Raw genomic sequence first — 13379 nt, 5'->3', positions numbered from 1 at the left:
GTGACTGCTGCGCAGCCGATCGCGAGCAAGCTCACTCCCACATTGGATTTGTGGTGAATCGGGGATTTTGCGCCCAACGCCTATCGTAGGAGCTGCCGCAGGCTGCGAGTCAAAATATCGCAGCCTGCGGCAGCGCCTACAGGGGCCGGCGTAAGGTCAGGTCAGCTCAGTTCAATGCGATCAGCATGAATGACGATCTGGCCATTCTTGTACAACGCACCGATGGCCTTTTTGAAGTTGCCCTTGCTGACGCCGAACATGCTGCTGATCAGCGTCGGGTCGCTCTTGTCGCTCACCGGCAGGGTGCCGTTGTTATCGCGCAACTTGGCGAGAATCTTCGAGTTCAGACTGGTGGCGGCTTCTTCGCCTACCGGTTGCAGGCTCAGGCTGATCTTGCCGTCGGCGCGGACTTCTTTGATAAAGCCCTTTTCTTCTTTACCGGCGCGCATGAACTTGAAGATTTCGTTCTTGTGGATCAGGCCCCAGTGCTTGTTGTTGATGATTGCCTTGAAACCCATATCGGTCGCTTCGGCCACCAGCAAATCAACTTCCTGGCCCGGGGTGTAATTGGCCGGGGTCTTGTCCAGGTAACGGTCCAGACGCGCAGTGGCGGTGATGCGCCGCGTGTGTTTGTCGAGATAGACATGCACCACGACATACTCACCGGCGGTCATCTGACGCTTTTCTTCGGAATACGGCAGCAGCAGATCCTTCGGCAACCCCCAATCCAGGAACACGCCGATGCTGTTGACTTCAACGACTTTCAAACTGGCGAATTCACCGACCTGAACTTTCGGCTTTTCGGTCGTGGCGATAAGTTTGTCATCGCTGTCCAGATAAATAAAAACGTTGAGCCAATCTTCATCTTCGCTGGGAATATCTTTGGGGATATAACGATTAGGCAGGAGTATTTCACCGTCCGCCCCACCGTCCAGATATAAACCGAAGTTAGTGTGTTTAACCACTTGTAAACTGTTGTAGCGCCCGACTAAAGCCATGTCCAATACCCTCATTGCGTGGGCGGCATTCTACCCGGTTTTGCGGGCGGCGTTCGGCGGCCGGCCCGGTGGCGCGAGAAAATCCGTGGCAGGCCTTAATTTTCCTGGGGTTTGCCCCGTGCGTTTGGCCGCTCGTCAGGCCGTTCGGGTGCTCCACGCCCTGGCCAGCCCATCCGGAAAGCGCTATTTCTCCACCGAGGTTCTTAGTTAAAACAGCAGCTTAGGGGACTATTCAAAATAATAACTTGCGATTGTTCGCGCTCCTGCAATGTGTATTTCGGGAGGATATTTACCAAGCAATTGTCAAGTATTTCCTGTACGATGCCTGGCCAAGTTAATTTCTACAGGTTAATGGCCGCCATGCGTGTAAAAGCATCCAACAGCAAAGCAAAGCCAGCCCCAGCCGTTGAAACCAGCGAATCGATCAACAACCAGATCGCTGCGTTCCTCAAGTCCGGTGGCGAGATCCAGCAAATTGCCAAAGGCGTCAGCGGCCAGACGTTCGGCCCGTCCAAGCAGATCACTTTGGGCAAGAAGTAACATCCCCCAAAGATCCGCCGCGTCACCTGGTCCCTAAGCGCTTTGAGCTTCGAAGCGCTTGGACTGGAACCCTCCCGCAATACCCCATCAAACAAATCAATATTTCAAAAATCGACGAACGGCCCTCGATGCCGAACATTCGCCGGTATGCTTGCACGTGTCTGGATCAAGCGTTTCAGCAGGTTTTCAGGACCTGCTCCTCGCTGTTCATGGAGTGACGCATGCTCAAGCCCTTTCTTTTCCTGCTCGGCAGCCTGCTGTCGAGTTCGGTCGCCGATGCGCAAGTCTTCCAGCGCGAACTGGGCGACTTCGATCTCAAACTCGCCACCACCCCCAGCCGTAGCATGGCCCAAGGGCTGGTCAAACCCTCGACAACCGGCTCGTTTCACGGTGGCCTCGACCTGAGCCACGACAGCGGCTTCTATGTGGGTCAATGGTCCCCCAGCATGGGACTGAGCCCGTCGAGCAACCTTGAAGTCGATTCCTACATGGGTTTTAAACAGCCCTTCGATCAATCCCTCGGTTACGAAGTGGGCATGATCCATTACAGCTACCCGAAAGTGGACACCTCCGACAGCCAGGAGCTTTTCGGCGGCCTGACGCTGCTGGGCAGCCGCTTCGGCGCAGCCTTCAGCAACGACCCGGACAAACAGAACAGCACCCTCTTCGCCGACCTCAGTGGCAATCAGCCGTTCGGCATCGGGATCAGCTTGAAATACACCACCCACCAACTCAACACACCGGTGTCCGTCGACGATGGGTATGTAGGCAGTTTTACCGACTGGTCAGTGAAATTGTCCCGGCCATTCATGGGCATCGATCTGGACTTGATCTACAGTGACTCAAGCCTGAGCGGCAGCGATTGCTCCGCCTATTCCGGCCACAATAGCGAGTGCGATGGCCTGGTCACGCTCAAGGCTGCACGCGCCTTCTATTAGTCGGCTGAACTGCCGGGCTCATCCTGCGATCACATAAAAGAACCCCTTAAAGAAACCAGGTCTTCGCAAGGACTTGCCATGTCGCACTGGTGGAAACAGATCGGCGTCATCATCACCCTCAGCCTCACTGTCGCCGCGTGCAGCCGCGTGGGCCTGGCTTACCGCAACCTCGACGTGATCATTCCCTGGACGCTCAGCGACTATCTGGAGATGAACCACGAGCAAAAAGACTGGTTCAACGAGCGCCTCAATGAACACCTGAGCTGGCACTGCACAACGCAATTACCCGGCTACCTCGACTGGCTGGATCGTTTACAGGCCATGGTCGAAGCCAACCAGATCACCGACGCCGCACTGCAAACCCGCACCCAGGAAGCCAAACAGGCCATCGCCCAAACCGCCCGGGAAATCACCCCGTCGACCATCGAGCTGTTGCAGGGCCTGGATGACAAGCAAGTCGCGGAAATGAACGACGCCTTCGCCAAGGACCAGCGCAAACGCCAGGAGGACTACCTCAAGCCGTCTCTTGAACAACAGATCAAAGCGCGGAGCAAGCGCATGGAGAAACGCCTGAATGACTGGATCGGCCCGCTCAGCCCAAGCCAACAACAACGGGTAATAGCGTGGTCGAATGCCTTGGGTGATCAGAACAAACAATGGATCGCCAACCGCGCCCATTGGCAACAGCAATTCAGCGCGGCAGTCGCGCAACGGCAGACTCCACAATTCCCACAGCGAATCGAGGCACTTCTGGTGAATCGCGAGAGTTTGTGGACACCCGCTTACCGTGAGGCCTACGCCAACACCGAAGCCCAGGCTCGGGCGCTGCTGGTGGACTTGATGGCCGAGAGCACGCCGGTTCAGCGTGAACGGTTGCTGAAGAAAATTGAAGGCGTGCGCAAGGATTTCACTGATTTGAAATGCCTGAAAGCGGCGCGGCAGGTATAGGTTCTAAAGATAAAGACTTCGCGGGCAAGCCTCGCTCCTACAGATAAGCGTCGTTCATACATTTTGTGAACGGCACAAAACCCGTAGGAGCGAGGCTTGCCCGCGAAGCTTTTTACGGTATCAGGCAATCTGCGCCTTCGACGCCACTTCATCAAACGTCAACTCATCCAGCGCATCTTCCTGCTCATCCAGCACTTGGCGCGGATGCTCATTACCCGGAATGCTGCTGTCGATCAGGCTCAACAAACTCGAGCCCCGAGGCGTCAAAATGTAGTTCGCGCCATTGCCACCCTGGTCCTCTGGCCGAGGCTCGATGTAACCCCGTCCCAACAGTAATTTTTCGTACTCGCCCGCCACCGTTTTCAGGTGATCCAGGTTCTCGATCGGCTCGCCTTCTGATGCTTTTTCCGCCGCATGCTGCTCGGCATAGGGCCGAGGGGTGAAACTGTGGCCAGCGCCGTTCTGCACTTCATGCAGCAAGCGTTCAATCAAATCCCAGTTATAAGTCGTCATCCTGATTCAACCTCCAAGCCCGAGAGTGAAATGTCCTTCATAGGGTGTGACCGATCGGGAGGGCAGCCGTTCAGCCTAGGTTTTCCCCCCCTACCGACCAGCGGCCTGTCGATTTGAGCGCAGGCCAAACGACTAGGCTGTGTAAGAAGGTTTAACCCGCAGCGCGAATCGACTTTCGCCACAGCATGCAGGAGAAATCACCATGAACATTCAGAATCATCCGGTCGTGTCCCGAGAAGAATGGCTCACCGCCCGCAAACAACACCTGACCCACGAAAAAGCCTTCACCAGGGAACGAGACAAACTCAGCGCCGAACGCCGCGCCCTGCCCTGGGTGAAAATCGACAAACCCTACCGCTTCCAGGGCTCCAACGGCGAGCTGAGCCTGGCCGACCTGTTCGGCGGCCGCAGCCAATTGATCATCTATCACTTCATGTTCGCCGCTGGCTGGGACGAAGGCTGCCCCGGTTGCTCGTTCCTCTCCGACCACTTCGACGGCGCCAACCAACACCTGGCCCACCACGACGTGGCCGTAGTGGCGGTTTCCCACGCACCGTACGCTGAATTCCAGCCATTCAAACGGCGCATGGGCTGGAAATTCGACTGGGTTTCGTCTGAAGGCTGCGACTTCAACTACGACTTTGGCGTCTGCGCCCGGGCCGAAGACGTCGCCGCAGGAAAAGCCACCTACAACTACGAAAAAACCGATGGCGCCGAAGAAGAACTCCCCGGCCTCAGCGTGTTTTATCGCAACGACGCCGGCGAGATTTTCCACACCTACTCCACCTATGCGAGAGGTCTGGACCTGCTGGTCGGCGCCTACAACTACCTCGACCTCACGCCCAAGGGGCGCAACGAAGAGGAAATCATGGATTGGGTGCGGCATCACGATCGGTATGAGGACAAGGCCTCAACGGGCTGCTGCCATGGGGGATAGCGCTCAGAGCCCGGGGGGCGGCCTTCGCGAGCAAGCCCGCTTGCATGTTTCGGCTTGAAGGGGGACTCCGCCGTTCAATCCAGCGCCTTCACCCTGACCGTCCTCCTGAACAGCGGCAACGCAAACAACACAAACAGCGCAGCCGCAGCAGACAGCGCCAACGGCAGGCCGTGGGCGCTGGTTGTCATTGCCGCGCCGCTGACCAGCGGCCCGAGCAAGCTGCCTACCCCCCATAAAAACCCGGCGCTGGCATTCGCTGTGACCAGGTCCGGGCCTTTGAACCCTTCGCCGATCAGAATGATCGCCAGGGTGTAGACCCCGCCGGCGACCGCCCCGAGCACCACCAGGCTTGGCCAGAGCAAGAAGGGATAGTTCATCAGCCACGGCAGGCACACACCAATTACCAGAGAAAGCACACCGCACCCCAGGTAGATTATCGGCCTGGCGACTTTGTCCGAGAGCCAGCCCAACGGAAACTGCAGGGCCGCGTCACCCAGCAGGATCACCGTCACCATGAGCGCAGCGAACTTGATGGCGTAGCCGTGATCGGCGGCGTAAACCGGAAACATCGACAGAATCACGCTATCAAAGAACGAGAAGAAGATGATGCCCATGCACAGCGCCGGCGCCACTTGAATGAAGCCCAGCACCGAGAACGTCTTGCTTTGCGAGTGCCCGTGATAGCTCATCTGCTTGGGCAAGGTGAACCCGATCACCCCTAGCGCCAAAAGATGCCCGGCAATCACCACACCGATCACCTGTGGCCCAGCGGTGCCGAACAGGGCCACCATCCCCGGCCCGAGCAGCTGGAAAATCGTGAAGCAGGTGGTGTAGATCGCAACGACCCGCCCCCTGTGGGAGTCCTCGGCGATTTCATTCACCCAGGACTCCCCCAGAATAATGATGATCCCCGCAGCCACCCCCATCACCAACCTGGCCAGGGCCAGGCTGTACAACGTCGAGGCGAAGACCTCGACGGCGGCAATACTCAGGGCCGACAGCGCGAAACAACCCAAATAGATATGTCGGCGGCTCAACCGCTGGCAGATCCAGTCCACCAGAAAGGCCGACAGCATCATGCCGGCCGCCGGTAGTGCAGACATCACGCCGATGTGCACATTCGAAGCGCCGGCCTCGTACAAGCGCAACGCGACCACTGGCACGGTCGAACCGATACTTAACCCGACAATGGAAACGCCGAGTATCAGTGCCGCCAACAATAATTTATTCATCCACCACACCTCAGGCTCACTGCCTGTTTGATCCATCAATAGACCCGCCCCACCCAAGAGAACGTCCCGTTAAAAAGGCTCAGGCAATCGCTAACAGACAGGGCAAAGCACCCGGCCAACGATCAGGCAAGCAATAGGTTCAATAACGACTTAGCGTTTTGGAGAAGGGGGAGAAAAGGTAAAGGCAAATAAAATGCTGCGACGACGACTGTTCGCAACATGGCTATAGAAAAGGGCGACGTCCGGGCGGACATGCACAGTGAATTGACGTGAGCTCAACACGATGGGAGACATGGAGGTATCAATAACCAGATATTCGCAAACGCTTTACCAACGCACTCGCAGTGTTCGATTACAGGCAGGCAACAACACGGTCCTATCGCCCCCCCCTTGTAAAATTGAAGCGTCCTGATCTGGTACTGATGTGTCGTCATTCACTCAATCTTGAAAAATAACTGACACGATCAACGGAAGCAGCCTACGTTAGCCGTTTATCAGAAATCAATCCCCAGGCGTCAACCTTGCGAAGCAAATCCGCAGGTTCCATGCTGCTCTGTAGATTGCATCCGGTTGCCTGACCGCACTTGGGCAAACGCCCTACAACAACCTCGGAATCAGGTGCCTTGCACCGCTGGAACGATGAAGCTTATAGCCCGCTCGTCGCCCAAAAAGCGACCGGGTTTGGCGACCTGACCACAGAGAGTCCTCATCAATCACAAGAGGCTCCACCCATGGATAGATACATGCCCCTCACCGGAATCGACCTGATCCCGGCCTCCCTGCTCATCGACACCCAAGCCCCACTCGACGTCCTGCACGCCATGGCCGACTACCGCATTCGCACGGTCACTCAGGTGCTGGAAAACATCGCCTTTCGCGCCGAGATCGGTTGCGACACGGTGGTGCTTTCCGACTTTTCAAAACTGCTGGCCATACCGTTGCGTGATGGTTGTGATTTGATGGATGTGATTGGTAGACGGCTGCGGGCACAGGCTTCGGAGTGAATGAAAAACGGGCGGCCGATGGGGCGCCCGTTTCATACAGTGCATACAAGTAAATCAACCACATCCACTAACCAGTACAACTTACTTCCCTTATTAAACCTACTTCGTATTCGACACATAAGGATCGATACCCCCCTGTATCAACCGCTTTTGTAAAGCGAACAAAATTTTCATAGCAGCTTCGGTACTCAGCGAAGCCTCCCGAGCTTCCTGCTCTGATATCTCATCCTCGCGCATAGCAACTTGATGATCCGGCATCGTATCGTACGAAAAATCGATCCCCGCGAGCCCATATCTCCATATCACTGAACTGAAAAATTTTCTTATCCATATCCCACCTTTATCGAGAACAAAAGGAGAACAAAAGGGGACAGATTTATTTACTCACCAAACCAACAAAAAATAAATAAATCCGTCCCCTTTTTTCAGTCCCTTTTTTCCTTTTTTCTATGCTCACTCTTCCGCCGAGCGCATACCTTTCAATTGTAGCTCTGCACTCCATCCCTGCGGGGGACATTGACTACTACTCCACCACCTCATACCGCTCTCCCTCCATTTCTGACGTAAAGCAAGATGCGTAACGGAGGAATCATCATAACCAAACTCCGTACCGCAACACGGGCAAATATTGTATGAAGCACATCCGAAACTATCATAGGGCGCCTCATCAAGATCGGGATACATGCATACAGGGCAGATGAACACCGCTTTTCTATTGAACATTAAAGCAACCCAGCCCCATCAAAAAATTGGACAGATTTATTTTTTGATCATCACATAAACCAAACAAATAAATCCGTCCCCTTTTCTCCTGCCTTTTCTCCTGTCCCCTTTTCTCCTATCCCGCTACCCATTCAACCAAGTCACGTCACCCCTCGTATCAACGGCAAGAATTCAACATCCATATCGAAGCCTAGAGATTCCTTTAATCTCTCGAAAAGTACCGCCCCACGCAGATTGTGCTGAATCACTTCTTGTTCGGTTTTAAATCCAGAGTCCGGTGGATACTCCTCCGAAAACGTCTTCTGATACTCAGAATCCCAGATGCGTATATCTGAAATCAACTCCTCCGGGATATTCATATCTTCGATACCAACGTACCCCATCTTATCCATATCTCCACAAAAAAATGGAGGAGCACAGTATGACACTCCGAATCTAATTTTTTTCATTGTAGCGGCTTCCACTCAGACACTGGATTGGATCGAACAATATATCCATTGGAACCCACTCCTACGGAAATATATTTTGGCTTGCCACCGTAAAGTATTTCATAGACCGGTGCAGAGCCATTTGTCCCAACAATTTTACCTTTACTCACTGCTTGCATCACCACTGAGGGTATATCGGCAAGCGCAATTCCCTTGCCAACAAAATCAAGAGCATGCCGCTCCAGTATGTGTTGCAAACCAGATGCCGAGGTTCCCTTCTCCAAAAAAATAATACGCCCGTCGGCTATCTTTGTAACTTGAATGACATTCTCTGGAGTGAATTTAACACCATTGGCCGCCATTTCTTTAAAAAGTGATGCATTTGAAGCAGCACTCGCAGCGCCACCATATATGGCTCCAAACAAGCCCCATCCATTCATCAGAGCCTGAACACCCCACATTACCCGTTCAGTACTCGTCGGAGTATCGCCAGTAATGGGGTTCGTTCCTCCGGCGGCCATGTAACCTTGGCAACCTATTCCTACAATGCCCATCCCGCCGCAACCTGAGATGAAAAGCTCATTGGATAGTCCCTGAAGCTGAGCTTGCATAGTTGCGTTGTTCAGTGTGTTTTGTGCTTTCCCTCTGATCGATTGCTCATAAGAAGCTGGTTGCAGGATCCACTCCTCGCCCTGATCCGTTGTGATCGACTTATCAGTGGCGACGCAATATCCATTCGCTGACGTAGCGCAGGAAACGATATCTCCAGGGCTGGTACTGAAAACAAAAGCACGCGTGAAATCACTATCCTCTACGATTCTTTCGTCCTTGAGCACGCTGAAGCCCTTGGCGATAAGATCAGCAATGTCGCTGGACAGCCCCTGACAATAGCTTGATGTAGAGCCGTTGCACGACTCGTCGTACTCTTTCTGCTTCATCCTAAGCGAGACTTTTTCAATCACGCTCAGATGGTTGTTTTCTACCGCATTCTTCGCAGTCCAGGCACCTGACGCCGCTCCTGCGGAACTCCCGGTAACCATAGCCCCAGCCAACCCACCAGCCAGCGTCGACAGTGCCGAAACCGTTTGCTTTTCCGACTCAGTCAACTGCTCGCTGGTCTTGTCCGGATAAAGCTGTTTGGCAATCAGCTCACCAATGCTCGCGCCCGCTGCACCGGCTAATGCCGAACCACCTTGCGCTTTCGCAAGCACCGCCCCCAACAAGGCATGCGCCATCAAGTTGGCCGCGTCATCACCCTCCGTCATTTGCTTCACAGCTTGAGCCAGGTAAGGCGCAGATGCACCGGCCAAGGCACCGAGAATGTTGCCGCTCAACACTCCTTGCACGATGGCGCTAACCGCCTTCGAGGCTTTTTGGAAGCTGCTGCCGATGCCGTAATCTTGCTGAACTTGCTGCGCAATTTGTTCAGGAGTCGGGGCGGCAATGCCCTTGTCGTTAAGCTTCTGCCTTGCAGCGTTGGATACGTCGCTATTCAGATCCTTGGCTTCGTCGATTTTTGCAGCAGCGATTGCATCACCAATGCCCTGTGCTAACTGCATCGCGCTTTTTACAAGCTCGATGCGTTCGTCCATTGCGTGCTGGTCTGGCTTGTCGAGCTGTTCATTGGCATTGGCGGTGTCGCGATTCAGGCCAACCAGATCGTTCGCACCTTCGGGGTTGCGTACGATGATGGTGCCTTCACTGACGGCGCTACGGGTTTTGCTTTGGTCTGAGTCATTAAGTGCGATGCCATACAAACCACCGGCAGAACCACTCCCGCCACCTGCACTGCTGAAACTGGCCGAAATGCCTGCGGACTGAGCCTCGATTTCACTGACGTTCTTGATGTCGCTGACAATGAGTCGGTCGGTGATCAGCAGGTTTTTATCCGGCGTCGCGTCACTGGCAATAACCCCACCGGTCAGAGTGGTGTTCTTGCCAACATCAATGGTGTACCCGCCCGAACCGGCAAACAGCCCGGTTTGGTCAGTTACAGCCCTGTACTCGCTGTTCATATTGCCAGCGGCAAGATTTGCCGAGCCGGACACCGGTACGCCATAGCAAAACGGAGGAATGCAAATGCTCGCGCCGAAACCACCGCTACCTTGCTTGTTCCCCTGGATCTCTACGTCCTGACGGGAAATGATGTTCAGGTTGCCGTCGATCAATGCATTGATGCTGTCGGCATGGACTTGAGCGCCCGCAAGGGTGGTGTCGCCTCCGCTACGCAACAGGAGCGAACCTGTGTTCAGTGTGCTATTGACCTGGGTGATGGAGCTGCCGGTACCGGTGCCTTTCGCGCCCGACGCACCGAGATCCAGGGTAAAGCCGTTTTGTTGACCAATGTTGAAACTGGCACCGATGGCAGTTTTGTTGCTGGAGTTGTTATTGGCCCATTCAGCAGTGTTCTGCGCACTTTCCAGAATGATGTCGTTTTTTGCGATCAAGGCAGTGTCAGCGGCTCTTAAAGTACTCCCGATGACATGTATGTCGCCGGACTCACCCTCCGCGTTCCCCGTGGCGATGATCGAAAGCGTGCCGCCAGCATTGACGGAGCTCTGTCTCGCCGTTTGACTGTTGTATTCACTGGTGCTTTTGTTGTGATTATTGGCAAGCACGGTACCAATTTTAATCAGCGACCCATTGCTGGACGTACCACCAGTCTTATCTTTGAAACCGGTGCTGTTCGCCTCCGCATCACCCGCCATGCCATTGAGGTTGTAAGCAGCCAATGCAGCCTGGGCAAACTTCACCGCTTTAAGACGAGGATCGTCCGCATCGTTTGCGGCTTTGACCGCCGTACGAATGGTGTTAACGGTGTCAATGATCGCCCCGCCGACAACACGTCCTACCGCCAGACTGTTGGATTGGTCGGCGGTGCTTTGGCTTGAGCTTTCCATGCCCGCCGCAATAGTGACGTTAGTACCGCGCAAGCTCATGTTTTTGGTACTGATCAAATCGCTGGCGATAACACTCAGATCCCCCCCGGCCACGAGGCTTACATTGCCGTTGCTGGAGCCAATGGTGCTGCCGGTCAGGGTCGTTTGCGACATCGTGCCGTTGTGGCGCTGACCACTGATGGACAGGTGCTGGTTTCCGGTGATGTCATCGACGCCAAGGTTGTTGGCCGTGAGTACACCGGTCAGATCACGGTTCTTTTCCTTATGCGATTCGGTGCGGGTGTAGGTGTTTTCAGCGGCGGTGATGTTCAGGTCACGGCCTGCGCGAACCGCCAAATCGTCAGTACTGACCAAGGCAGATCCGGTAATTGCCACGTCTCGTTTCGCGCTCACTGCGATGGTGTTACCCGATATCAGGCTACCCACCGCAGTGGTTTGAGTCTCCGAAACGTTGTCTTGGACTTTGCTCGATTTCAAACCACCCCAGCGGCTTTTGCTTGAGCTGCTTTCATTGCGTGCGCTGGTTGAATCGGTGACGGCAACAATCTTCACATCGTTGCCAGCAGCCAGACCGATACCACCTTTCTCAGAGATCACATTGCTCCCTTCGATCAGCAAATCGTTGCCGGCGGACAGTACGGTTTTACCCTGGGCAGTCACCGAACTCCCGACATTGGTCGTGCTGGAAAACTCCTGAAGCTGGCTCTTTTTGCCTGACGAGCTTTTCTTGGTCTTGCTGTAGAAGCTGTAGTCCTCGTCTTGTGCTGCTCCTACCAATAGATCACCGCCGGCAACCAGATACGCCTCATCCCCGGCGCTCACTCGGCTGGCAATCAGGTTCAGATCCTTGTCCGCGTTGAGGGTAATGCTGCCCCCCGCATTAACAGTGGTAGACACCTGCCTGACATGGTCTTCCTGACTGGTGAACTTTTTGTTTTGACTAAAGGAGTGCTGTTCATCCGCCGCCGAGGCCAATGTCAGGTCACCAACAGCGCTCATGCTGACGTCACGTTTGGCGTCGATCTGACTGGCGATAACGGTGAGATCCCGACCGGCATTGACCTTCAGATCCCGCCCCACATCAACGTCTGAACCATATTGGGTGATGGTTTGATCATGGTGTGTACCCACCTCATGACCGACGATCTGTTCGGCGGAAGCGATGTTGACGTCACGACCGGCGCTGATCGTGGTGTCGGCACCGCTTTTCAGCACGCCACCGGTGTTGTTGACGTCGCGGCCAGCGTTGAGGGTCAGTGCGTTGGCGGCTTCGATGCGGGCGGCGCTGTTGACGAAGTCCGTGCGCTCCTTGGTGTAACCCGTACCACTTTCGTGGGTGGTGACGGTGCGTTCGTTGATCACGTCGCCCCGGGTCGCGGTCAGCGTCACATCCCGCCCGGCAATGATACCCCCCGCCTTGTTGGTCAGATTATTGGTGGCGAGCACCTTCAACTGGTCCCCTGCCTCCAGCAACCCACTGCTGACCAGATCATTCTTGGCCGTTGCATCAAGGTTCTGGCTGGCGCGCAGGGTGCCGGCGTTGTTCAGGTCTTTGCCGGCGATGAGGGTGACGTCGCTGCCCTGGATCAGCGCGCCGTTGGCTGCGAGGCGATTGTTGGCGTTGGCCAGGTACAGCACCGGCACCAGGACTTTTTCGCCGTTCACTTCGTGCTCTTCGAGCCAGACGATGTCGTGGGTCAGGGCCGCGACTTGTTGTGAAGTGAGGGTCACGCCGAGGCTCAGGTTGAGCTGGTCCTTGCTGGCGATGGCGTTGTTCATCAGGTACTTGTAGAGCGCTTCGTCCGAGGTTTGGCCGTCGATGAAGCGTTGGCCGGTGCGGGCGACCACGGCTTGCTGGACCAGTTTCTGCTCGTAGAGACCGTCGCCCAGGCGCTTGGCGCTCTGGTCGGGGTCGTAGCCGAGGCCGGACAGCAGGTAGTCCGAACTCATGAATTGCTTGAGGTCGGTGAGTGCCGGGTTGGTTTCGATCAGGTATTTGTGCGGTTGGGATTTATCGATAGGCCTTGTACGCGGTTGATCGTAAAAGTCCTACGCCAACCTCGGAATCAGGCACCTTGCACCGCTGGAACGATGAAGCTTATAGTCCGCCCGTCGTCCACATGGCGACCGGGTTTGGCGACCTGACTAACGAGTGCGAGAGCTGTCTGCTTATTTGCAGGCGCCTACGCATCCGCAAAACTGCTTTTTATGGCAGTTG

At 55.1% G+C, this 13379-nt stretch carries 9 protein-coding genes and 1 pseudogene; 5 read left to right on the top strand and 5 right to left on the bottom strand.

The features are described from left to right. Positions 1 to 161: 161 nt before the first annotated feature. Positions 162 to 998, bottom strand: coding sequence for a CvfB family protein (locus tag ACA044_RS07490; protein ID WP_030131899.1), 837 nt, complete (start codon positions 996 to 998; stop codon positions 162 to 164). Between the two features lie 351 nt (positions 999 to 1349). Here ACA044_RS07490 and ACA044_RS07485 point away from each other — a divergent pair, with 351 nt between their 5' ends. The 3 genes from ACA044_RS07485 to ACA044_RS07475 all read left to right on the top strand — a co-directional run bounded on the left by ACA044_RS07485 (position 1350) and on the right by ACA044_RS07475 (position 3424). Further along, positions 1350 to 1538: a PFL_1563 family small protein gene (locus ACA044_RS07485; RefSeq protein ID WP_017337097.1), complete on the top strand. Its 189-nt coding sequence runs from the start codon at positions 1350 to 1352 to the stop codon at positions 1536 to 1538. A 221-nt stretch (positions 1539 to 1759) separates the two neighbouring features. After that, on the top strand, positions 1760 to 2476 hold the full coding sequence (locus ACA044_RS07480) for a TorF family putative porin (protein ID WP_497445796.1): 717 nt from the start codon (positions 1760 to 1762) through the stop codon (positions 2474 to 2476). A gap of 78 nt (positions 2477 to 2554) precedes the next feature. Further along, positions 2555 to 3424: a DUF6279 family lipoprotein gene (locus ACA044_RS07475; RefSeq protein ID WP_497445795.1), complete on the top strand. Its 870-nt coding sequence runs from the start codon at positions 2555 to 2557 to the stop codon at positions 3422 to 3424. A gap of 120 nt (positions 3425 to 3544) precedes the next feature. Here the strand turns inward: ACA044_RS07475 and ACA044_RS07470 are convergent, their stop codons facing one another. Next, entirely contained in the window at positions 3545 to 3937 is a 393-nt protein-coding gene (locus ACA044_RS07470; RefSeq protein WP_497445794.1) for a transcriptional regulator, read from the bottom strand. Between the two features lie 202 nt (positions 3938 to 4139). On the opposite strand from ACA044_RS07470, the gene ACA044_RS07465 reads away from it, so the two are divergent. After that, the gene (locus ACA044_RS07465) at positions 4140 to 4874 is read left to right on the top strand and encodes a DUF899 domain-containing protein (protein WP_497445793.1); all 735 of its coding nucleotides are present in this window, start codon (positions 4140 to 4142) and stop codon (positions 4872 to 4874) included. Positions 4875 to 4948: 74 nt separating this feature from the next. Here the strand turns inward: ACA044_RS07465 and ACA044_RS07460 are convergent, their stop codons facing one another. Continuing rightward, positions 4949 to 6106 carry an MFS transporter gene (locus ACA044_RS07460; RefSeq protein WP_497445792.1) on the bottom strand — a complete coding sequence of 386 codons (1158 nt, stop codon included), beginning with the start codon at positions 6104 to 6106 and terminating at the stop codon, positions 4949 to 4951. Positions 6107 to 6837: 731 nt separating this feature from the next. Between ACA044_RS07460 and ACA044_RS07455 the strand changes: the two genes are divergently transcribed. Then, a complete protein-coding gene (locus ACA044_RS07455; protein WP_497445791.1) occupies positions 6838 to 7110 on the top strand; it encodes a hypothetical protein in 273 nt (90 codons plus the stop codon). 863 nt (positions 7111 to 7973) lie between these two features. On the opposite strand, the gene ACA044_RS07450 is transcribed toward ACA044_RS07455, so the two are convergent. Further along, positions 7974 to 8282, bottom strand: a complete 309-nt coding sequence (locus tag ACA044_RS07450; protein ID WP_497445790.1) for an immunity protein CdiI family protein — start codon at positions 8280 to 8282, stop codon at positions 7974 to 7976. After that, positions 8279 to 13171 (bottom strand): annotated as a pseudogene (locus tag ACA044_RS07445) (hemagglutinin repeat-containing protein); the annotation flags it as partial. The gene ACA044_RS07450 and the pseudogene ACA044_RS07445, both read right to left, overlap by 4 nt. Positions 13172 to 13379: the final 208 nt, after the last annotated feature.

This window comes from Pseudomonas sp. LBUM1673 (assembly GCF_059695645.1).
Note: the sequence above shows the minus strand (reverse complement) of the source record. Positions and strands in the feature narration are given on the sequence as shown.